Annotated in this window: 1 pseudogene; it reads right to left on the minus strand. The window is 59.3% G+C overall.

The features are described 5' to 3' along the window. Positions 1-1,060, minus strand: a pseudogene (locus AB0I71_RS32580) (polyribonucleotide nucleotidyltransferase); the annotation flags it as partial. Positions 1,061-1,212 lie beyond the last annotated feature (152 nt).

Below are 1,212 nucleotides of genomic sequence, written 5' to 3' on the forward strand. Positions count from 1 at the left end.
CGGTAACCAGCGCCTGAGTTTCGCCACGGGTGAACAGCGCGGAACCGTGGGTGCGCGGCAGTACGCCGGTGCGCACGTCCAGGCCACGGATCATGTCTTTTTCACGGCCGTCGATACGCGGCTCGCCACGCAGTACGCGGCTACGCACCACGTTCTTCTCGACGTTGCCCAGGATGTCCTGGATTTCGCCGGCGTCCAGCGTTTCGTCCTGCGCCAGCAGGGTTTCAACCACGCTGTCTTTGATCGCGTCAACCTGAGCGTAACGCTCTTGTTTTTCGGTGATGTGGTAAGCGTCGCCCAGGCGAGCTTCGGCCAGTTCAGCCACGCGCGCGTGCAGCGCTTCGTTGACCGCAGGGGCCTGCCAATCCCACTTCGGCTTGCCGGCTTCGGCAACCAGGGAGTTGATGTTTTCGATAACCACTTGCTGCTGGTCGTGGCCGAACACCACGGCGCCCAGCATCTGATCTTCGCTCAGCACTTCCGCTTCGGATTCAACCATCAGCACCGCGCCTGCAGTACCGGCAACCACCAAATCCAGACGGCTTTCTTTCAGCTCGTCAGTTGTCGGGTTCAGCACATACTGATCGTTGATGTAACCTACGCGCGCTGCGCCGATTGGGCCGTTGAACGGAATACCGGACAGGCTCAGGGCGGCAGAGGCGCCGATCATCGCGACGATGTCCGGGTTCACCTGCGGGTTAACGGAAACCACGGTCGCGATCACCTGAACTTCGTTCAGGAAGCTGTCCGGGAACAGTGGACGGATCGGACGGTCGATCAGACGGGAAGTCAGGGTCTCGCCTTCGCTCGGACGGCCTTCGCGACGGAAGAAGCTGCCCGGGATGCGGCCGGCGGCGTAAGTACGCTCTTGGTAGTTAACGGTCAGCGGGAAGAAGCTCTGGCCCGGCTTGGCTTTTTTCTGGCCAACGACGGTAACGAATACGGCGGTGTCATCCATGCTCACCATAACGGCGGCGGTGGCCTGACGAGCCATCATACCGGTTTCGATGGTGACGGTATGCTGGCCATACTGGAATTTGCGAATGATCGGTGTCAGCAAAATTATATCCTTGATTAGCGGCGCGCAATCGCATTGACGACTCGACACGCCTGTGACTCGATTTGCCTTCTCACTACATCCTCGCGACTAATGACAATCCTTATCTCAGGCAGGAGATAAAGCCTCTCATTAGCCGCGCGAACCTCTGTAAC

Source organism: Micromonospora sp. NPDC049891 (genome assembly GCF_040660295.1).
Lineage (GTDB): Bacteria > Actinomycetota > Actinomycetes > Mycobacteriales > Micromonosporaceae > Micromonospora.